Below are 18,955 nucleotides of genomic sequence, written 5' to 3' on the forward strand. Positions count from 1 at the left end.
GTTAAGGTGTGTGAATATTACACACTTTTTCACGACTATTCACTAATTTTTAAAAAACAAAATAGCACATTAACTCTTTGTAAAATATGAACTTTCATGTGTCATTTTTTTGTCTCACCGTCATAAAAACCGCACAAAAAAAGCCAACAAAATGCTGGCCTTTTGATTACTTGTTACTCAGACAGATTTATAAAATGCCTGAGTTATTGACGTTCTGTTCTCATACCCATCAATAAGCTCACACACATTGCAAGAAGAATGAAGGTAAACGGTAGTGCTGTAGAAATTGCACCTGCCTGAAGCGCTTGAACCGCTTCTGAGCCACCAATCCACAGTAGAGCAACCGCAATTGCACCTTCCATAAATGCCCAGAAAACACGTTGAAGTACAGGAGCATCGACTTTACCGCCCGCTGTGATGCTGTCGATAACAAGTGAACCAGAGTCAGAAGACGTGATAAAGAACACAAGTACCAACACAACAGCAATGATTGAAAGCATGCTACCAAATGGAAGAACATCGAACATTTGGAACATAGCAAGTGAAACGTCAGTCAAACCATTCGTGCCCAACTCACCTACTTTATCAACAACTTGCTCGATCGCTAGACCACCAAATACTGACATCCAAACAACAGTAACAGCGGTTGGAACCAATAGAACGGCTGTAATGAATTCGCGAACGGTACGACCGCGAGAAACACGCGCAATGAACATACCGACGAATGGTGACCATGAAATCCACCAAGCCCAGTAGAATACTGTCCAGCCTTGGAACCATGCCTCATCTGTACGACCAAACGGGTTACTTAGCGGAATAATATTCTCTACGTATGCCATAAGTGTGGTTGGAATCGAACCTAGACTCGCCGCCCAACCGATAAGACCAACAAGAATCAGTAGCAAGAACGCCACAACCATGTTGATGTTACTAATGACTTTAACGCCACCATCAATACCACGTACGACTGAAACAACAGCAAGCAAAGTTACAACGGTAATGACGACGATTTGTAGGCCAAGGCCTGGCTCAACACCAAATACGTGATGAATACCACTTGCCGCTTGTTGTGCACCTAAGCCCAGTGACGTTGCAAGACCAAACAAGGTCGCAAGAACGGCCAAGATATCCACGATATGACCAGCCCAGCCCCACGCGCGATCACCCAGAAGTGGGTAGAAGATCGAGCGCATAGACAGCGGTAAACCTTTGTTGTAGGCAAAGAATGCTAAAGAAAGTGCTACAACACCGTAAATTGCCCATGGGTGAAGACCCCAATGGAACATCGTCGCACCCAGTGCCAATCTCGCTGCTTCTGGTGTATTTGCTTCAACACCGAGTGGCGTCTCATACCAACCAGTGAAGTAAGCGACAGGTTCTGCGACACTCCAGAACATTAAACCGATACCCATACCAGCCGCAAATAGCATTGCAAGCCATGACATGAACGAGTAATCGGCAACAGCGTCTTTACCACCTAAGCGGATTTTACCCATTGGCGAAACGATAAGTGCCAAACAGAAAATAACGAAAATATTACCTGCAATAATGAACAACCAATCGAATGAACCAATGATCTTCCATTTCAGCCCATCAAGTGCCGTCTTTGCGGTATGTGCATCTAGAACTAATGCAGCGACAAGAAACAGCGCAATTAAACCTGCACTAATACCAAAAACTGGGTTATGAACATCAAAACCCCATTTTTGAACGTTGTCTTGACCTACCGTATAGTCGGTACTATCGATACTGTACTTATCTATACCCTTTGTCATCGTTCCTCTCTATTTTTGTACTGTTTTTACGTACCAAACAAAAAAATCTTTCGAACACGATACGTTTTACATTCCGTGAAGGCGCAAGATCCTATCATTTGACACGTTTTTGTCTATCTTTTTGCTATGAAAAAATCCAATAACTTACTTTTCACTCAGCAATTTCCGCCTTTAAAAGGATAAACCACTAGCGCAATAGTTAGACCACAAACATTTATTGCTATAATAATTTTAGGTCTTCTTATTTTGTCTACACGACGCGACAAAATGAAATTGGAGACACTACTTAAAATTGTAGTGGTAATTTTTGATTCCACCCCTTTAAATAAGGGCGCATTTAAGTTAGTGTCGCCTCGATAAATGTTCCCTACAGACTGGATGAATAAATTGGAAAAGTACGAAGAAGTATTGGTCTCGATTCGTCAGATCATCCGCGCTATTGATTTACATTCTAAAAAGCTGAGCAAAGAGTCTGGATTGACCGCTCCACAGTTGATTTTGATGCGTGCTATCAATGAGTTAGATAATGTAACGATTAAACAGTTGTCTAGCCACACTAACATGAGCCAAGCGACCGCAACGACCATTCTAGATAGACTAGAACGAGGCCAGTTTGTTGAGCGTCAACGCAGTGTTCAAGACAAGCGTAAAGTGCATGCTGTACTTACGAGCAAAGGCCAAGAAGCCCTAAAGCAAGCACCAACGCCATTGCAGGAACACTTCATCAATCGATTCCAAAAATTGGAAGAATGGGAGCAGTCTCTGCTGCTATCTTCCGTTCAACGCATCTCAACAATGATGAATGCAGAGGATATCGATGTCGCTCCAATGCTCGAGCTTGGCAGCATTACAAAAGTCGATTAATTTCGCTCTCACGTGCTCGCTTTTTGCGGGCACTACTCTCCTACTCCGTTAACCCTGTTTCAAACGCATATTTCGCTAGCTCCGCCGTCGAATGTAAATCCAACTTGTGCTTAATGTTATGGCGATGCGTTTCTACCGTTCGGTAGCTAATGTTGAGCAGTGTGGCGATTTTCTTACTGCTGTTTCCTTGAGCGACTAATTTAAGCACCGCCTCTTCCCTGCGGCTGAGTGGATTCGTTTTTTGAGTGGCTGGCACCACCTCTTGGGTAAAAAGCGTTTGTGTGACAGACTCGCAGAAATACGTTGAACCTTGATTCACCGTTTTTATTGCTTGCACCATTTTCTCGGCCGAGATTTCCTTGAGCATGTACCCTACTGCGCCAGCTTGCATGACCTTCATGATGTATTCACGGTTATCGTGCATGGTCAGCATAAGTATTTTGCTCTCTGGTCGCTCTTCTTTAATTACCCCTGTCGCTTCAATACCGTTCATTATCGGCATACTAATGTCCATCAAGATGACATCAGGCTGAAGGTGCTTTGCGACTTCAATCGCTTCCAGCCCATTGCTTGCCGTACCGACCACTTCAATGTCAGGCTCTAACTCCAAGCGAGCCATGAAGCCATCTAAGACCACTTGATGATCATCAACAATCACCACACTAATCGGTTTATCCATAAACTAATTCATCCAAATTAAGCAGCACGGTAATCTCTGTTCCTAAACCAAGCTCACTCATCAGTTCAAACTCACCACCAATGAACTCTACACGCTCTTGCATGTTCCTTAACCCAATCCCTTGTTGGTGCACTGCTTGGTTAACCACAAAGCCAACACCGTCGTCACGTATGAGTAATTGCAGCATATTGCCCATTTTTTGCAAAGTAACCGTCACTTTTTTCGCTCTTGCGTGTTTTTCGATGTTGTTCAAAGACTCTTGAGCAACACGATACAAGGTCGTCGCGACCTCCGACGTCAGTTTGTACTGCTGAGTATCAAAATTACTCTCGATATCAATCCCAGAGTGAGAGTGAAAGTCTTGCAGTAAAGTGGTCAGTGCCGCCTCTAAGCCGATATCATCAAGGGCGCTAGGGCGAAGTTGATGAGAAATATGCCTTACTTCATTTATCGCGGTGACCAATGAGCGTTGCGATTTATCTAAGTGGGATTTGAGTTTTTCGTCTTCCAGTCTATGACTCATTAAATCCAAATGACATTTACTAGAAACTAACAGCTGGTTGATTCCATCATGCAACTCTCTCGCTAGATGCTTTTTCTCATCCTCTTGAAACATGACGGTTTTATGTGCCAACTCTTTAAGGTTTTTATCGGCAAGACGGTGTTCATGCAGATTGATCGCTAAAGTGAGAACGATAATTACAGCAACGGTCACCGCTAAGATCACGACGACCGAGAAAAAAGTCGTTTCGATATTTTTGTTCACCGCAGCGCGCATATTGGCGACTTCGTGGCTGACGTCCTCAATATAGAGCCCTGTCCCTATCATCCATTCCCACTTATCGAGCCATGCGGCGTAGCTAAGCTTTGGGACGACTTCACCCGTAGATGGCTTTTGCCACAGGTACTGATGAAATCCGCCACCTGATTGAGCTTGATACAACAAAGCTTCGATTAGACGATCGCCATTCTCGTCTTCAAGATAGAGTAAGTTCTCCCCGACTAGCTCTGGAAGAACAGGATGTACAAGGTTGGTGCCGTATTTATCGTAAGCAAAAAAGTAGCCGTCTGCTCCGTAGCTTAAACGGTTTAGAATCGCTTTCACGCGTGTTTTAGCAACGCTCTCTTCTAAGGTTGGATCGTTGTAGATATAAGAAATGGAGTCAAAGGCGACGTCGACCGTGTCTTTTAGCGCCGCCTCTTTTGATTGGATCAGGTTTTGATGAAAGATCTCTACCTCCCTTTTGCCAAGAGTCTTGGTTTGATAGATAGAAATCCAACTGATACTCGCTGACACCAATACCACGGGTATCAATGTCAGCAGAATTAACTTTGCTTTGAGAGGCATCCCTTTCCTCCATGAAACGCTGCTTTACAGCTCACTATCTTAGCAGCACAAATAACTCGACTTCGTCCGCCTAGACATAAATAGCAGCTTAACAACTTGTCTCAAAAGGTAAAAACTCTCAGTTCACAAAATCTCTTTTATTATCGAGTGATCAACTCATGCCATAAAAGCCTGGGAAAAACAGCAAAGAAGCCAACACGACAATTTGAATCGCGATAAACGGCATCACACCTTTGTAAATATCTCGCGTAGTGACACCTGCTGGTGCGACGCCTTTTAGATAGAACAAACTAAAACCAAATGGCGGTGTTAGGAATGATGTCTGTAAGTTCATTGCGATAAGAATCGCAAACCACGTCATGTTGATACCCATCAACTCAGCGACCGGCGCAATAATTGGCACGATGATAAAACAGATTTCAACGAAGTCGATAAAGAAACCTAAAATCAGAATCACCACCATGGTAATGATGAGGAAGCCCCACTTTTCTCCAGGCAATTCTAACATCCACTCTTCGACTAGATAATCACCGCCGGTGTAGGTAAATGCCATTGAGAAGGCGGTTGCCCCTAGCAAAATAGCAAAGACCATTGCGGTTACTTTAACGGTTTCTTTCGATGCATCATAAATCATCGACCAACTAAACTGCTTATACAGTAACGACAGAACTATCGCACCAGCGCCGCCCAGAGCCGCTGACTCTGTTGGCGTTGCAATCCCAGCAAAGATGGAGCCCAATACCACAATGATCAGTGCTAGTGGCGGTAAAACGGCTTTCAGCGCGGTGAATACTTCTTGCTTTCGACTGATCGACTCATCGCGCTCTATTGCCTGTGCGGCTTGAGGATTCAACTTCGCGTAAATAAGAATGTAGATAACATAGGCGCCGACGAGCGTGATACCGGGCCAGATTGCAGCTTGGAATAAATCCCCAACCGGAACGCCGAGTACATCCCCTAGCAAGATCAACACGATAGAAGGCGGGATAATTTGTCCCAAGGTACCAGACGCACAAATAGTCCCGCACGCCAAGCCTTTGTCGTAATTGTATTTAAGCATCACAGGGAGTGAGATCAGCCCCATCGCAACAACCGATGCGCCGACTACGCCCGTTGACGCGGCAAGTAATGCGCCAACTAATACTGTCGAAATAGCAATACCACCACGGACGCCGCCAAACAGACGTCCCATCGACTCAAGCAGTTGCTCTGCAAGCTTCGTCTTCTGAAGTACTAGTCCCATGAAGACAAACAATGGTACGGCCATTAGCACCGTATTTTCCATAATGGATTGAATACGATATGGCATGAAAGCAAACATCTCGATGCCTTCAGCCCAAACACCAAAAATCAGTGCAATACCGCCAAAAGTAAAGGCAACGGGGAATCCCAATAAAAGCGCAAAGAGCGCGACAAAAAACATCACTATACCGATCATAATGACTTCCTTTTACGACTTACCGTTATTACCGGCATAGATAAGATGAGGGTTAACAATCTTGTTGATCGAATGCAGCAGCAGTCCAATGCCACTGACTGCCATAAAGAAAAATGATAGCGGAATCATCGCTTTGATGATCCAACGATATGGCAATCCGCCTGGATCACCAGACGTCTCGCCTAGCGCGTAACTTTCTTTGGCGAAATCGACACCAAACCAAGCCACCAGTAGGCAAAAAGGGAATAAGAAAAATAGCGTGCCTATGATGTCGATGATGGATTGTGCTTTGTATGATAAGCGTTCATAGAAAATGTCGACGCGAACATGTCCACCAGACTTAATCGCGTAAGGCACACCAAGCAGAAATACGGCGGAGAATAGATGCCATTCCATTTCTTGGAATGCAATGGATACATCGTTGAATACATATCGCATCACAACGTCGTAAACCACATTCACCAACAACAAAATAAACAGGATGCTGGACAGCCATCCGAGGAAATCGCTAAAGCGGTTAAATAATCGCTCAATATAAATAAGACTTCTCATTCCGAACTCCGTGGAACGTTTGGATACGCTCCGCTATGGTGCGGAGCATTCATTATGAAGTTTTCTTAGGCTTCGTTCGCAGGCTAAACATCTCGGCGTCGCCTGCGTCATAACGTTATTGTTGAGCTTGACTGTTTAAGTAAGCTCGGTGTGAAATGTCTGACCAAGGTCGAACTTGATTCATGTAGTTCGCTTGCGACTCTTGAATTTCTTTCGCCAAAGCATCTTTTTCTGCATGTTCTTTCAACAAACGATCGTTTGCTTCTCGCAACGCAGCTACTACTTCAGGCGGGAAGTCTTTGACTTCAACATTTGGGTATTCAGATTTGATAGATGCCCAGTTTTTGCCACTTTCGTGTTTCGATTGCGTGTACATATCGTAAGCGGCGGTTTTCATTGCTACTTGTAAAATCGCTTTTAGATCATCAGGTAGACGGTTCCAAGTACGCTTATTAACAAGGAACTGAAGCTCAGTTGCTGGCTCATGCCAACCTGTGTAGTAGTATGGCGCGATTTTGTGGAAGCCCATGCGCAAGTCCAATGATGGACCAACCCACTCCAAGGCATCAATTGTGCGACGCTCTAGAGAGGTATATAGCTCACCAGGGGCGATATTCGTTGGTTTTGCACCTAACTCGGCCAAGATCTCACCAGCAAAACCAGGGATACGCATTTTCAAACCCTGCAAATCCTCGACGGACTTGATCTCTTTCTGGAACCACCCGCCCATCTGAGTATCGGTATTACCGCCAGGGAAAGACATCAAATTATGTGGAGAGTACACCTTCTCCATCAGCTCCATACCACCGCCGTAGTAAAACCACGCATACTGCTCAGTTGGTAACATGCCGAAAGGCATAGAAGTGAAGTAAAGCGTGTTTGGAACCTTGCCCTTCCAGTAGTAAGACGCCGAGTGGCCCATGTCGTATTGGCCAGACTTAACCATATCAAACACCCCAAAAGGCGCTTTGTGCTTGTTTGCGGAATCAATACGGATTTGCAGACGCCCGTTGGACATCTCCTCTGCCATTTTTGCCATGTTTTTTGTCGCATCACCAAAAATCGGGAAGTTAGGTCCCCAAGTTTCAGCAAGCTTTAAACGATAGACTTTTTCAGCAGCATTTGCAGAAGTCACAACGAATGTCATCGCGGCAACGACAGCGGTTGTTTTGAGCACTCGTTTTAAAGATTTTTGGATTAGACTCATCGTTCACGTCCTTTATCACCAAGGTTATTGTTGTCATCCATTTCATTAGGATTGGCTGTATTCGGTATAAAAGATGTAACAATGTTGTCGAATGCGAAATGGGCATGAACACGGAAGCGAGTAATTCATCAATAAGACATTAGCCTTAAGTATTACGTATAACTACGTAGGACAGCTGTTATACAACAAGTTTAACCATCATAAAATTAATGAGTTACTTTTCCCTTAACGATGTAAAAAGAAAAATGATTCGTACGTACTTCTCTGCCAAAAAATTTACATAGTATTTAAGAAAATGTGACAAAGCACTTATTGGCAGCGTTAAAATCAATACCTAATGGATTACTTTCAATACGAAGATAAAAAAATACCCCGGCATTGGCCGAGGTATTCAATCTAGAACGGTAGCGGTAATTAAACTGCTTTGTAGATAACTTTGTTACCTGCTAACTGCTCTTTTTGAACTAGGTTTTCTTCAAGAAGCTTCTTCAGTGCGCCAGTAGCCCATGATGCCGCTTTAGTATCTTCTTGACCTGCAGCTAGACCAATGCCTTTAGGGTTAATACCTTCAGCATTTGCTACAACGATGTCTAATACTTGTTGTTGCTTAGGAGTAAGGGCAACATCAACTGTTTTCACTGCAGCTACTTTTTTCTCAGCTACTACTTTCTCCGCAACAGCTTTTTCAGCAACAGAAGGTGCTACTGCTTTTTCGGCAACAGGCTTCACTGCTTTAGGTGCTGCAGCTAAGTTTGCTACTGTCGCTTTAATGCGTTTTTGCAGTTTCATCTGCACTTTACGCTTATGAGCAAGTCTCATTGAATATTTCTCCAGTTCACTGCATCTCAGCAGGGATGAAAATTTGAAGCGCGTTTTATACCAAAATTCACAAGCAATTTGTAGGTTTTAGCGGCGAAACGCGATGAAAAATGCGCTCAAAGCATAGAACGTCTACTATTTAATCAGATATTTTATGAACGGATTTATTGAATACTGGGTATAAAAACAGAGGTTTCTTTTATTTCAAATGCAAGTCAATGCACATTTAGTCATCCACGCATTTTTGATCAAGTATTCGATGAGGTTATAAGCATGGAAACGCTGCACCTAACAAATTCACATTTCAAACCCGACTCCCCTATCAACAGAATACTTTTGTTGCTCGTTGCACTGATAACCCTGTTTTTGGTTGTCATTTCTCCGGGATGGAAGCAAGCCATGTTGTCGGTCATTTTGATGTCTGCAATTGTTGGTTTCGCCATCTTGATGATCAAAAAAAGCCAAGTCACTTTTACGCTGACAGCTTCTCACTTCCAACAACATCTTTTTAAAGGCGGATGGGTCGTCCGATGGCGAAATATTGAGTCAATAGGGATTTGTAGCTACCAGCAGGAAGGGTGGCATCAGCCGCTACCTTGGATTGGTATTCGTCTAAAACACTACTCACCTTATTTGGATTCGATCTGCCCTCGTATAGCGACAGAAATTCTCCTTAGCCAACGCGCACTACTTTATTTAGGTGCGAAGCAGAATCAGTGTGAAGAAAAGTTTGAAGATATGGTGCTTGATCCTAAGCCATACATAAACAGCAACGGGGTTAAGTATAAAGGCTTGCTGGCGATGCTCGCCAACCGTATGAAATATCAAAGAGGATTTTACGGCTACGATCTGTTTATATCAGCCAGTGACCTAGATCGTGAAGCAGAGGATTTTGTGGGACTGACTCGGCGATACTTAGCTGCCGCCGAGCCAGAATAATGCTTAGTACACGCGCTTTTAGTAAAGCGGCATCTCGTCAGCAACGAACGGGTTAGTTTTACGCTCGTGACCGAAAGTCGATTGAGGGCCGTGACCAGGGACAAACGTGACATCATTGCCTAAAGGCCACAATTTCTCTTTGATAGAGCTAATCAAGGTATTGAAATCACCTTGTGGGAAGTCAGTTCGGCCAATGCTACCGTTAAACAATACGTCACCCACAAACGCCAAGCGCGCTTCTTCACTGTAAAGAACAACGTGACCAGGGGTATGACCTGGTGTGTGGAATACCTTTAATACTTGATTACCAAATGTGACAGTGTCACCCTCATTTAACCATTGATGCGGTTCAAAAGCTTCAGTCAATGGGAAACCAAACATTTGGCTTTGCCCTTCTAGACCTTGTAGCCAAAAATTATCCGCTTTATGAGGACCAATGATCTCAGTACCACCAAGCATTGCAGCCAGCGGCTCTGTTCCGCCAACATGATCTAGGTGACCATGGGTTAGCACCAAGTTGACGATCTCGATGCCAAGCTCTTTAATGAGCATAGCAAGTTGCTTTTCGTCACCGCCTGGGTCAATAACGATGCCTTTCATCGTTTCATCACACCACACGATAGAACAGTTTTGAGAAAAAGATGTCACTGGGACAACTTGGTATTTCAGAGCCATAGAAAACCTATTACCAAACAAATTTGCGTTAAAACTGGCGCAACTATGACACTAACCCCATGCGACTTCAAGACCTGCTGAGGCTTGCTATTGACTTACCAAGAACGCACAGCACCTGTATCGATATGGACAAAGTTACTACTTGGATAATACCCAACACCACCAGCTTTCAAGCTAATTGCTGCATCGCGTACAGTAGACAATTTCACTCCATCAAGACGGAAGTCTATGGCCTTACCTTCCATGTGAAGACTTTTCTTCGCCACTCCGCTAGCCCCTTTGCGCAGGGACGCATTGGTCAAAGGCGAACGGTAACCAGAAATTACAATGACTTCTGCATCTGTACCGATCAGCTTTTGAATCTGGCTGATTTGATCGAACAAGCGTCGATCCATCGGATGAACTTCGTTTCGACGGTGATCACGACAAAACTCATTCAGCTTTTTTAGTTCATCATCAAGATAGCGTCTACCATCGAAATAGCATGTTTCGAGGAGCTCTCCAGTATTAAGGTTGTTCATCGCCAACTCACGTGGCTCGTCAGGGAATGAAGCCCATGAAATCGATGGCAAGGCAGATGCCAATACTACGCCACCAGCGGTCATTTTAAGGAAATCTCGGCGGGAAAAATTACGACTTACCATTTCAAAAAACAATGCTCAACAACTAAACAAGTCGCGGACATTACCCAAACACATTTGTCACGTCAAACGCATAAATCGCTCCACCCTAATTTTAAGATGTGGCGATTAACGCTTAATTATTGAACAAACAGAAGATTCTTAGTTTTGTAAATTTTACTTAAAGATTTCAACTACGGTGATCGTATTTATAGATATCATCTCGGTAGTAAAGTGTTCCCTCTTCTAGCCATGCGGTTTGATAAATAATGTGCACTTGGATGCGTTCTCCTAAAGGGACCGACGTGTTAGAGCGACGCGTACTTTCCCGTTTTTTCGCTAGGCGTTCTTCTAATCCCTGAGTTTTGAATAAGAGCTCCGCCAGTTGGTCGGCATGTTCAACGCGGACACACCCGGAACTGAATGCGCGTCTATCTCGTTCGAACAAGTTTTTACTTGGCGTATCATGCAAATAGATAGCTTGGGGGTTTGGCATATTAAACTTATACAATCCCAATGCATTGTGTAAGCCCGATGCCTGTCGCATACGATAAGGAAATGTTCTCGGATTCACCGTCGCCCAATTGATGGTTGTAGGGTCAATAATTTCGTTTGAAGTCCAAGACCGGATGATTTGAATATTGTGGTTAATCAAATACATCGGATTACGTTTCACTTTAGGAATGATGTCTTTCACCATTATGGTCCATGGCACATTCCATGTGGGGTTGAGAATGACGGAGTCAAGAGTCCCCGACATGATTGGTGTTTTTCTTGAGGCTCTGCCAACCACAACTTTAGACTCGAACAACGGTTGACCATCGTGCCAATACGTTACTTCGTATCCAGGTACATTTACAAAGACAACATTATCTCTGTCTTTGGACCAAATCCTTGAACGTTCTGAGTTCAGCGCCAATAGATGCAATCGTTCTTGAGGAGAAAAGTTGATCCATCGAATGGTATTCGGGCCAATCACCCCGTCCTCTTTCAAGCCATGAATACGCTGAAACTCTTTCACCGCTAACTCTAATTCTTCATCATACTGTTGGGTCGTGATATCTAAATACGATACATCCACACCAACCACTTCCATACGCTCAATCAGAAGCGGTTTATTTTCTAATTGGTCACCAACACGGGCGAGGCCCGTTTGTTCATAGAGTGGGTATTGATACTGAGCATGCTCGGATAAAGAGGAGTAAGCGGAATAAAAAGCTTCGTCCGTTTGTAAAGGAGAACGAAGACTTGCTAAGAATTGACCAAGTTTGCCAACCGTAATTTCGTTACTCAGTACGGACAAAGTATCGATGCTAGGAGCAGGTAAAATCACGTGGGCTTTGTTAGCAAATAACCAATTGATACCTTCTTCAGGGAGCTGCTCGAGATAGCTGAGATACATCAACAGTGAATCTGTCATCACCAAATCAAAGTCGAGGTTATCTCCCTGCCATCGAACTTGGTTTATACGATGGAGTTGATTCTCGAATTCGTCCGTGACGCCAGCAAGAGCAACCAAGTTTACTTGAAAAAGAAACTGCTCAATATCGCTTTCATTTTCCCAGTTCAAACGGTAATTGGTACTTTGATAAAGCTGGTCAATCACCTCTGGATAATGGATCATTTTTTCGACAGACAGCTTTTGTACCGCTCCCTCTTGCTCTGTTTGTGCAGAAGCTTCGAGAGAAACGACGGTAGAAAAGCTGAAAAACGGCACCATAAGTGCCGTCATGATTAAAACCCTAGCAAACACTGAAACGATCCTTGCGCTACTTGCCATAATGAAAAGTATGGCAAATATCTCACAGCTTGCAGGTTTAAAATTAAGAATCTGATGTCGAAATTAACATCAAGTTTCTTTATCTATTTGGGTTCAAACAATCTTTGACCAATGGTTATCCCATTGAACACCACTAAAAGAAGCGCTTTTATGTGTTGTTGGCCTTTGCTCAACCACTTTGCCAGCACCAGAGCTGACCCTGAATTCCTTTCCATACGTCACTACTCCCGATGCATCTGGCAAAGCACTTAACTCAACCAACTTACCTGTAGCTTTGGACCATATCCCATAACAACTGCCCGGAGGAGAAGTCGCAAGGATCCATTCATCCGTCGCCGCGATACTCGCGACATAGTGATTAAATCTCGCCCACTCTTCGGGTTCCGCATGCAAAGATTGCATCACGCCTCCACGAGTGTGCATCGCAAGTAAAGCTGGGTATTCATCCGGCTCTCCACGATATTGCTGACCACACAGTACCGTCTCTGCACCATCATGCGCTAAATGACGGATGCTCAACTTATGATCTGGTAAAGAGACTTGATCCAACAGCTCACCTTCTTGTGAAAGGTAACTCAGGCTTGGTCTCATGCTATCAAGATTGAGCGGTTCACGGCCGTTGGTGTGTACGCCACCGACGCCAATCGCTAATGCGCCATCAGGCATCATGATCACTTCATGAGGGCCAAGGCCAAAACCCGTTAACTCATCGATCTTTTCATATTGCTTTTGCACATCATAAACACCGATGATCCCACGGCTTGTGCCCCTTTCTCCTTCTGTCGCAAATAGCAACGTGCCGTCACGGGAGTAAACACCATGACCATAGAAATGGCGATCCGGTTTTGCTAGCTGCAGCTTGATCATCTGCTCAGAGCGATAATCAAACACCATGAAGAAAGTTCCTGGTCGACGACCAAAGACCACAGCGTGACCTTGTGGGTTGGTCGCCACACCATGACCACGCTCAGGAATCGGCAACGAAGATAGCGGCATACCATGCTCATCGGCCACTACCGCTGCGTATTTATCTCGGCCGATGATTGAGCAGCCAATCAACGCTGGTTGACGTGAACGTGTTGAAGCACAACCAAATGGCATCATAGGTGCGGCCGCGCCAAAGAGTGCGGCTTTCAGTAAGGTTCGGCGGGTTTGATCAGTCACCATCGGTTGCATTAAATCCTATAACCACGCCAAGCTCGATCGCCACCTCTTCATGGATCAAGTACTTCAATTGCTCTAGCTTATTGTATTGAGCGAGTACCATGCGGTAGCCTTCTTTACTTTGTAAAGCCGTGAACAAACTCTTATCTTCCGGCCATGTTTCCAACGCCATTTCAAACTGGTGAACAACACGGCCTGCGAGACCTGCATGGCCTTGCTCTCTTAGTAGAGTATCTAGACCATTACCGTTGGCAAGATACAGCGCTTCCATTGCTTCAAGGTTTGCTTTTAAGTTTGAAAGCGACGTCTCTGAACGCCAAGATTCAGAAAAGTAAGGACGAGGCTGACCAATTTTAGCTAACGGTCTGCTCAGCTTTTTCATGCTGTAGTCAAGCTGATTAGAGAGCAGCGAAATGTACTCGGATTTCCATTCCGTCATCTCTAACGACTTCCAAGGATTTTGTGCCCAAGAATCTGCGATGATCTGCGCTTTGTTCTCTAGGTTTTCAGCAATTGCAACACCTGTCGCACAGGTATTGCTGTTGCTAGATAAGGTCGACGCTTTATCGTAAAGCAGCCATTCTAGTGCACCTAGGCCTTGCACAGTAACACTTTGCGTGGAGATCTTTTCCGCACTCCAAACTTGGTCAGATTTCGTCAGCACAGACATTTTTCGGCCGGTGGTGTTCTTTTTATCTGGCCAAAACTGGACATTCCAACTTTGCTCCAACGCCGTAGCAGGGCCACGCTCTTGACCTTGTAATGCCATCCACGTCAGCATAGTTTGGTGCCATTGCTGTTTTACTTGCGCATCATCTTTCGTCTCTGATGTGCAGTAATCCGCGAAGCTTTGTTCAAGTTCTGTGGTTTGCGCTAAAAACGTCTGAGCAGATTGAAACTCAACTTCGTAGACCGCTTGAGAAATATGACTTGTACTCTCAGGCTTGGCAGAGCTCGAACCGATGGTCGATTGGCAACCAACCAAACTTAACGTTGCGGCAATCGCACTCACTAACAGTGTTTTTTTCATGGTTGCTTCCTTATAGAGAATTCAGAAACGCAATCAATGCGTCACGTTCTTTTTTATTCAGTGCTAAGACGTTTTGTTTCGCGGTTTCAGCTTCGCCGCCGTGCCACAGTACCGCTTCCATCAGATTACGGGCGCGGCCATCATGTAAGAAGTAAGTATGCCCGTTTACTTCTTCGGTATAACCAATGCCCCATAGGGGGGCCGTTCGCCATTCACGGCCGTTTGCTAAGTACTCAGGACGGTTATCGGCTAAACCTTCACCCATATCGTGCAGAAGCATGTCTGTATATGGATGGATAAGCTGCTCAGAAAGCGCTGGTAACTCTGGTCGCGTCGCCGTTTTGACACTGGTCTTATGGCAGCTTTCACAGCCAGCTGCAGCAAAGATTTTCTGACCGAGTTTCACGCTAGGATCGTTCACATTTCGGCGAATAGGTACGGCTAAGTGCTGGCTGTAAAACTCAACGAAGTCGAGAATATTTTCACTCACTTCTGGTTTGCCGCCATTTGGCATGTCGTCACAAATACTTTGTTTCGAGGTACAGTTTTCATTGGGGAATAAATGGCTCGTCAGACCCACATCACCATTGAATGCTGCTGCATTTTGCTGCATTAACGTCGGTTGCCCGGCTTTCCAGCCAAAACGACCAATCGAGAAGTCGTCCTTCTCAATATCCCAAACCTTGTTTACTTTACCTGAGATACCGTCTTTATTTGCATCTTGTGCATCAGCCCATGCAAGTAGCGTTTCGTCAGGAATACTCTCTAACAAACCAAGGCCGATCATTGGCGGTGCAACACGCGCTGAAAATTCTGTATCAGGGTGCATATCGCCGTAACCTAGATCGGTAATATTCAAATGAGGTTTTCTTAGTGTCACCGTCGTGCCGTCTTTAAACTTCACTGGCACATCGGTGTACGTGATTTCGATTGTTCCTTCTGGCGTTTGATCTTGCAGGGCAAAGTCTTGGAGCTGGCCGCCATAAGTCGGCTCAGGTATAACGCCGTCTCTGATGTACGCTGTTTTTTGTTCTGACGTCATCGCAGGGATGCTCAAACGCACTAACATGGACACCGCATGCAAATCATTTTGCTCTGGAGGATGACCACGACCATCTTTGATGTGGCAGTTTTGACAACCATTTGTATTGAAAAGAGGTCCCAAACCATCTCTGGCATCGGTAGACGCTGGCGCTTGTACCCAAGGGTTGCGGAAAAAACTATTGCCCACGCTAAAATCAAGACGTTTACTCATAGGAAGGTTCGCGGCAGGAAGAGAATACGCGTTGGCGCCTTCTTTTTTCACGCTCGTTTGTCCACCAGATTTCACATCATACGCGATAGCAGTAGAAGAAAAGATCACGGCCAAGGCCGAAATTAAGTAAGGCTTCATATCATTGCTCTAAAACACAACAAGAGGGGTAGGATAACAGCGAGTTAAAACGGTAAAGGGCTCAAACGAGCCCTTTCAATTATTTTTTGTACTTTGATTAAAACTCGTGGTCTGCAGTATCAGGGCTTAGGCTATCAATGCCAATGATACCCGCAGCACGTTCAATTGAACCGGTTTGAGCAACCAATGACATGATGGTGTCATTCACTAACGTGTTGCCTTGTGCATTACCCGCTGCAATTAACTGGTCGAAGTGTTGGTTGTTCTTCTCTGCAGACGTAACCAATTTACCAACTTGATTACGCGTAACATCAAACTGCTTCTGGATCTCTTTAGCTGCTTGTTTGTCTTTTTGAGCCACTAGGTCAGCAATACTCGGACCAGAAAGCAATGTGCCGTCTTCACGCTTGTAAAGACCTGTGTAAACGTTATAGATGCCCTGCTCGTTGTAGTAATGAGAGTTGTGCGTATTGTCTGAGAAACAATCGTGCTCATCTTCTGTCGAGTTTGCTTCCAACGCCACCTTCATGCGCTCACCAGCAAGCTCACCCAAAGACAATGAACCCATACCGAACAACATTTTACGTAGGCCATTATCCGCAGAATCATTAAGAAGCGTTTCACGGTAGTTGCCTTTCACTTCCGCAGACCACTGTTTTTCCATCCATTCAAGGTCTTGAACCAGTAGATCGGCTGCCGCTTTTAGGTACTCACCACGACGGTCACAGTGACCATTCGTACACTCAGAACCGACAACGAAGTCTGTGTAAGCGCGCTGACCTGCGCCTGCGTTTGTGCCGTTTAGGTCTTGACCCCAAAGTAAGAATTCAATCGCGTGGTAACCTGACGCAACGTTTGCCTCAGAACCACCTACTTCGTTGAGATCCGCTAGCAATTCTGGAGTAATGTTTGAAACGTCTAGTTTAGAAGCACCAATCTGTAAACTGGTGTTTGCGATGATGTTTGCAGCAGCGCCTTCGTTACCGAGTTCATATTGGTAATCTGTCGCTACGTAGTCAATTAGGCCTTCATCAAGTGGCCATGCATTTAACTGCCCTTCCCAGTCATCAACAATCGCGTTACCAAAACGGAATACTTCAGATTGTTGGTACGGAACGCGAGAGTCTAGCCACGCTTGTTTTACTTCTTCAAGCTTATCCGCTGATGGCGATTTTAGGAATTCGTCGATTTTTACGTCGAGCGTTTTCGCCGTTGTCACTGAGTCAGCAAAGACTGCATGTGCAACGTCTGCATAATGTTCAACGACTTGTTGTTTCGTTACTTGGGCAGCAACGGTAGAACCACTGGCAATGAGGAGTGATGCAGCAATAGATTGGACTAAAACTGTTTTTGCATTCATCTGAAGCATCCTTGTTGAGCAATTTATTTGTTTTATTCGTAGTGCTAATTATTCTTATTTGCACTATTAGTCACGAGATAATACAAATTTACAATTTATTTTCAACTCTAGATACAAAAAAAGCCTCATCATTGTGAGGCTTTTAACATGCAAAACTGATAATTTAATAAATAAAATCAGAATTTTAGATTGTGCTTACCATGAGAAACTTTTGCTTTTAGGTAGCTTTCATTACCATCTTTAATATGTGCAGAGGTATTGACAACCTCAACAATCTCGATGCCGTATTCTGCTAATTCACGGATTTTCTTAGGGTTGTTGGTCACAAGGCGAATTTTACTTACACCTAATGCTTCGAGCATTTGCGCTGCTTCAGTGAAATCACGCAGGTCATCATCAAAACCCAAATGGTTGTTTGCTTCATAGGTGTTCATACCTTGGCTTTGCAAACGGTACGCATCAATTTTGTTGTATAGACCAATACCACGACCTTCCTGACGTAGGTATAAAATAATACCGCCAGATTCGCCCATGCGTTGAATGGTTTCTTCTAATTGCTCACCGCAATCACAACGGGATGAGTGAAAAACATCACCAGTAAGACATTCTGAATGCATACGCACCAAAGGCGTTTCTTGCGTTTGATCCGCTTGCCTAAAGATAACTGCCACATGCTCTTTATCTGTCTTCAGGCCACGAAAAGACAGGATTTCAGCATCGATATTACTTTTAGCCCCGACTTTAAAATCTACTCTGGCACGTACTTCCGCCATATCTATACTCACTCGATTTATTGCTTGATGCGCTTGATGCGTTTTCGTTATTGCATTCATGGGATTCACTCATTGCTCTTCAACTATGGGGATTGATACCGCATTTTTCAATATAGAGATCACAATTGAGAGCAGTTATCCCCTAAAGACAGCCAAAGAGAACGACTCCCCGCGCTGACGAATTGTTATAGTATAACAATTTTGAAAAACTACAATAAAAAACCCCAGACAAATTTTGTCTGGGGTTGATAATGAGTTGTATGTAGGGGTGATGATTTAATGTGTTTGGCTACGTTTCCAAACCGTAAGCTCTATCCATACCGCTTCGAGTTCTTGAATTTCTTCTTCGGTTAATACGGCAAGAGACGATGTAACTTGAGGCAGTTTCGAGGTTTGCAATGCACGAATCTGCGAATAAAAGTCTTTTTTTAACTGTAATATAACTGAATCCACTGCGTGCACCTACTTAGTTCTTTTATTACTTCTCCAGCTCAAATCGTTGATTTTCTTTATACTGGAATCTTCATAAATTCGGAAAA

General features: G+C 44.3%; 18 protein-coding genes. 2 read left to right on the top strand and 16 right to left on the bottom strand.

Annotation, left to right across the window (positions count from 1 at the left end):
- Positions 1-203 precede the first annotated feature (203 nt).
- A complete protein-coding gene (locus tag L3V30_RS00155) occupies positions 204-1,775 on the bottom strand; it encodes a BCCT family transporter (RefSeq protein WP_005394723.1) in 1,572 nt (523 codons plus the stop codon).
- Positions 1,776-2,162: 387 nt separating this feature from the next.
- Between L3V30_RS00155 and L3V30_RS00160 the strand changes: the two genes are divergently transcribed.
- A complete protein-coding gene (locus L3V30_RS00160; RefSeq protein WP_031780419.1) occupies positions 2,163-2,639 on the top strand; it encodes a MarR family transcriptional regulator in 477 nt (158 codons plus the stop codon).
- A 40-nt stretch (positions 2,640-2,679) separates the two neighbouring features.
- On the opposite strand, the gene L3V30_RS00165 is transcribed toward L3V30_RS00160, so the two are convergent.
- The 6 genes from L3V30_RS00165 to L3V30_RS00190 form a co-directional block, all read right to left on the bottom strand.
- Entirely contained in the window at positions 2,680-3,318 is a 639-nt protein-coding gene (locus tag L3V30_RS00165) for a response regulator transcription factor (RefSeq protein ID WP_005394727.1), read from the bottom strand.
- A complete protein-coding gene (locus tag L3V30_RS00170; RefSeq protein ID WP_237308033.1) occupies positions 3,311-4,666 on the bottom strand; it encodes a cache domain-containing protein in 1,356 nt (451 codons plus the stop codon). Before L3V30_RS00170 ends, L3V30_RS00165 begins: the two co-directional genes overlap by 8 nt.
- Before the next feature lie 151 nt (positions 4,667-4,817).
- The gene (locus L3V30_RS00175; protein WP_005394731.1) at positions 4,818-6,104 is read right to left on the bottom strand and encodes a TRAP transporter large permease subunit; all 1,287 of its coding nucleotides are present in this window, start codon (positions 6,102-6,104) and stop codon (positions 4,818-4,820) included.
- 12 nt (positions 6,105-6,116) lie between these two features.
- Positions 6,117-6,656: a TRAP transporter small permease subunit gene (locus tag L3V30_RS00180; RefSeq protein ID WP_047009966.1), complete on the bottom strand. Its 540-nt coding sequence runs from the start codon at positions 6,654-6,656 to the stop codon at positions 6,117-6,119.
- A gap of 115 nt (positions 6,657-6,771) precedes the next feature.
- Positions 6,772-7,863: a TRAP transporter substrate-binding protein gene (locus tag L3V30_RS00185; protein WP_005394734.1), complete on the bottom strand. Its 1,092-nt coding sequence runs from the start codon at positions 7,861-7,863 to the stop codon at positions 6,772-6,774.
- Between the two features lie 414 nt (positions 7,864-8,277).
- Positions 8,278-8,682: a hypothetical protein gene (locus tag L3V30_RS00190; protein WP_005394736.1), complete on the bottom strand. Its 405-nt coding sequence runs from the start codon at positions 8,680-8,682 to the stop codon at positions 8,278-8,280.
- Positions 8,683-8,955: 273 nt separating this feature from the next.
- Here L3V30_RS00190 and L3V30_RS00195 point away from each other — a divergent pair, with 273 nt between their 5' ends.
- Positions 8,956-9,621: a DUF2982 domain-containing protein gene (locus L3V30_RS00195; protein WP_005394737.1), complete on the top strand. Its 666-nt coding sequence runs from the start codon at positions 8,956-8,958 to the stop codon at positions 9,619-9,621.
- An 18-nt stretch (positions 9,622-9,639) separates the two neighbouring features.
- On the opposite strand, the gene L3V30_RS00200 is transcribed toward L3V30_RS00195, so the two are convergent.
- The 9 genes from L3V30_RS00200 to L3V30_RS00240 form a co-directional block, all read right to left on the bottom strand.
- The gene (locus L3V30_RS00200; RefSeq protein WP_048625699.1) at positions 9,640-10,296 is read right to left on the bottom strand and encodes an MBL fold metallo-hydrolase; all 657 of its coding nucleotides are present in this window, start codon (positions 10,294-10,296) and stop codon (positions 9,640-9,642) included.
- A gap of 95 nt (positions 10,297-10,391) precedes the next feature.
- Entirely contained in the window at positions 10,392-10,940 is a 549-nt protein-coding gene (locus tag L3V30_RS00205) for a DUF882 domain-containing protein (RefSeq protein WP_048625700.1), read from the bottom strand.
- Between the two features lie 166 nt (positions 10,941-11,106).
- Entirely contained in the window at positions 11,107-12,648 is a 1,542-nt protein-coding gene (locus tag L3V30_RS00210) for a L,D-transpeptidase family protein (RefSeq protein ID WP_046876195.1), read from the bottom strand.
- A 141-nt stretch (positions 12,649-12,789) separates the two neighbouring features.
- On the bottom strand, positions 12,790-13,872 hold the full coding sequence (locus tag L3V30_RS00215) for a DUF1513 domain-containing protein (protein ID WP_237308034.1): 1,083 nt from the start codon (positions 13,870-13,872) through the stop codon (positions 12,790-12,792).
- Positions 13,853-14,890, bottom strand: coding sequence for an imelysin family protein (locus tag L3V30_RS00220; protein WP_237308035.1), 1,038 nt, complete (start codon positions 14,888-14,890; stop codon positions 13,853-13,855). The genes L3V30_RS00215 and L3V30_RS00220 overlap by 20 nt, the downstream gene beginning before the upstream one ends.
- A 10-nt stretch (positions 14,891-14,900) precedes the next feature.
- A complete protein-coding gene (locus L3V30_RS00225) occupies positions 14,901-16,283 on the bottom strand; it encodes a di-heme oxidoredictase family protein (protein WP_237308036.1) in 1,383 nt (460 codons plus the stop codon).
- A 97-nt stretch (positions 16,284-16,380) separates the two neighbouring features.
- Positions 16,381-17,643 carry an imelysin family protein gene (locus tag L3V30_RS00230; RefSeq protein ID WP_046876199.1) on the bottom strand — a complete coding sequence of 421 codons (1,263 nt, stop codon included), beginning with the start codon at positions 17,641-17,643 and terminating at the stop codon, positions 16,381-16,383.
- Positions 17,644-17,819: 176 nt separating this feature from the next.
- Positions 17,820-18,476: a GTP cyclohydrolase II gene (gene ribA / locus L3V30_RS00235; protein ID WP_005394759.1), complete on the bottom strand. Its 657-nt coding sequence runs from the start codon at positions 18,474-18,476 to the stop codon at positions 17,820-17,822.
- A 216-nt stretch (positions 18,477-18,692) separates the two neighbouring features.
- A complete protein-coding gene (locus L3V30_RS00240) occupies positions 18,693-18,869 on the bottom strand; it encodes a hypothetical protein (RefSeq protein ID WP_005394761.1) in 177 nt (58 codons plus the stop codon).
- Between the last annotated feature and the right edge of the window lie 86 nt (positions 18,870-18,955).

It is taken from the genome of Vibrio sp. A1-1 (assembly GCF_021728175.1).
Lineage (GTDB): Bacteria > Pseudomonadota > Gammaproteobacteria > Enterobacterales > Vibrionaceae > Vibrio > Vibrio diabolicus.

Bases quoted from the DNA above. Each gene is read 5' to 3' on its own strand.
- L3V30_RS00155 (WP_005394723.1), bottom strand. From the start codon at position 1,775: ATGACAAAGGGTATAGATAAGTACAGTATCGATAGTACCGACTATACG.
- L3V30_RS00220 (WP_237308035.1), bottom strand. From the start codon at position 14,890: ATGAAAAAAACACTGTTAGTGAGTGCGATTGCCGCAACGTTAAGTTTG.
- L3V30_RS00200 (WP_048625699.1), bottom strand. From the start codon at position 10,296: ATGGCTCTGAAATACCAAGTTGTCCCAGTGACATCTTTTTCTCAAAAC.
- L3V30_RS00185 (WP_005394734.1), bottom strand. From the start codon at position 7,863: ATGAGTCTAATCCAAAAATCTTTAAAACGAGTGCTCAAAACAACCGCT.
- L3V30_RS00190 (WP_005394736.1), bottom strand. From the start codon at position 8,682: ATGAGACTTGCTCATAAGCGTAAAGTGCAGATGAAACTGCAAAAACGC.
- L3V30_RS00210 (WP_046876195.1), bottom strand. From the start codon at position 12,648: ATGACGGCACTTATGGTGCCGTTTTTCAGCTTTTCTACCGTCGTTTCT.
- L3V30_RS00225 (WP_237308036.1), bottom strand. From the start codon at position 16,283: ATGAAGCCTTACTTAATTTCGGCCTTGGCCGTGATCTTTTCTTCTACT.
- ribA (WP_005394759.1), bottom strand. From the start codon at position 18,476: ATGAATGCAATAACGAAAACGCATCAAGCGCATCAAGCAATAAATCGA.
- L3V30_RS00195 (WP_005394737.1), top strand. From the start codon at position 8,956: ATGGAAACGCTGCACCTAACAAATTCACATTTCAAACCCGACTCCCCT.
- L3V30_RS00170 (WP_237308033.1), bottom strand. From the start codon at position 4,666: ATGCCTCTCAAAGCAAAGTTAATTCTGCTGACATTGATACCCGTGGTA.
- L3V30_RS00165 (WP_005394727.1), bottom strand. From the start codon at position 3,318: ATGGATAAACCGATTAGTGTGGTGATTGTTGATGATCATCAAGTGGTC.
- L3V30_RS00215 (WP_237308034.1), bottom strand. From the start codon at position 13,872: ATGCAACCGATGGTGACTGATCAAACCCGCCGAACCTTACTGAAAGCC.
- L3V30_RS00230 (WP_046876199.1), bottom strand. From the start codon at position 17,643: ATGAATGCAAAAACAGTTTTAGTCCAATCTATTGCTGCATCACTCCTC.
- L3V30_RS00175 (WP_005394731.1), bottom strand. From the start codon at position 6,104: ATGATCGGTATAGTGATGTTTTTTGTCGCGCTCTTTGCGCTTTTATTG.
- L3V30_RS00205 (WP_048625700.1), bottom strand. From the start codon at position 10,940: ATGGTAAGTCGTAATTTTTCCCGCCGAGATTTCCTTAAAATGACCGCT.
- L3V30_RS00180 (WP_047009966.1), bottom strand. From the start codon at position 6,656: ATGAGAAGTCTTATTTATATTGAGCGATTATTTAACCGCTTTAGCGAT.